Below are 1,077 nucleotides of genomic sequence, written 5' to 3'. Positions count from 1 at the left end.
GGCGTGTTGCGGGCGATGGACACCCAGGTATTGGCGAAATGCCGCAACGCCGGGTTCTTCATCTGCCGCATCACGGTCAGCAACAGGGCGATGAGCGTGCCGAGAAGCATCGACAGCGCGGCGGTCTCCAACGTGACCCAGGCGCCGGCCAGCATGTCCGGCAGGGCCTTGAATGCTGAGCGCCAGTGGAAGGAATAATCGAACATCGATCAATGGGTTCCTTGCGGTTGAGGTTGTCCCAGCCAGGCCGGGAGTTGTCCCTGGTTCTGCCCGCTGCAGGCCGCGTCGACACACGCGGCAAGGCTGCCGAAATGCACCTGGCGTCCGGCCAGCCCGGGGGCGTAGTGGGCGTACTTGCCCGAATTGGTCATCAGGTTGCGGCTGTCCGGCGGCACCACCGGCTCGCCGAGCATGCACCAGCAGGTGTCCGTCAGCAGGCGCACGCCGAAGGCCTGCAGGGTGGCGACATGGCCGCTGGCGCTGGCCTGGTCGTGCACGGCACGCCCGCAGGTCACCACCACGGCGGTATGCGGATGGCGCGTGCGACCGGCGCAGAGTTCGGCCAGCCTGGCCAGCTCGCTGGCCGAGGCGTGCGGGTTGCCGAGGGCGACCAGGCCGACCTCGCTCGAATCGGCGCTGTTGAGCTCGGCCCAGCTGCTGCGCAGGTCCGCCAGCGTCACCTGCAGGGTGTGCCGTGGTGCCTGGCCGGCGAGGGCGCGGGTCACGTCCGGCGCCTCCGGGGTGATGCCGGCGATATGGAACATCGGCGCTGCCGAGGTGGTGGCGAAGGCAGCGCTGAAGGCCTTGAGGTCATCGCGGCTCGGCTGGCTGTGCTCGAGGCCGGCGAGTACCGGGATGTCGACGGTGGCGAGCAGCCCGACGTGGTAGCCCAGCAGCGGCCAGAAGCTGTCGTCGGCCTCTGCGGGCGCCTCGACCTCGAGCAACAGGCGCGCCTGGCGGCCCGCGTCGAGATGGCTGCCGGTGCGCGGCGCGCGGCCGGTGAGGGCGATGCAGATGTCGAGAAAGTCCGGGTACTTGAGCGTGCGCGCGCCGATCACGCTGTTGGCGTAGGCCACC

2 protein-coding genes are annotated in these 1,077 nt (G+C 69.7%); both read right to left on the bottom strand.

Features of this window, described 5'->3' with window-relative positions:
- A partial coding sequence (locus tag J0A65_RS23880) for an ABC transporter permease subunit (RefSeq protein WP_206596764.1) occupies positions 1-206 on the bottom strand: 206 nt, incomplete at its 3' end.
- Between the two features lie 3 nt (positions 207-209).
- Positions 210-1,077 (bottom strand): aconitase X (locus tag J0A65_RS23875; protein WP_206596763.1); only part of this gene is annotated, 868 nt, incomplete at its 5' end.

The organism is Bowmanella yangjiangensis (genome assembly GCF_017255015.1).
Taxonomy (GTDB): Bacteria; Pseudomonadota; Gammaproteobacteria; order Enterobacterales; family Alteromonadaceae; genus Bowmanella; species Bowmanella yangjiangensis.
The sequence above is the reverse complement of the archived record's forward strand: the minus strand, read 5'-3'. Positions and strand labels throughout refer to the sequence as shown.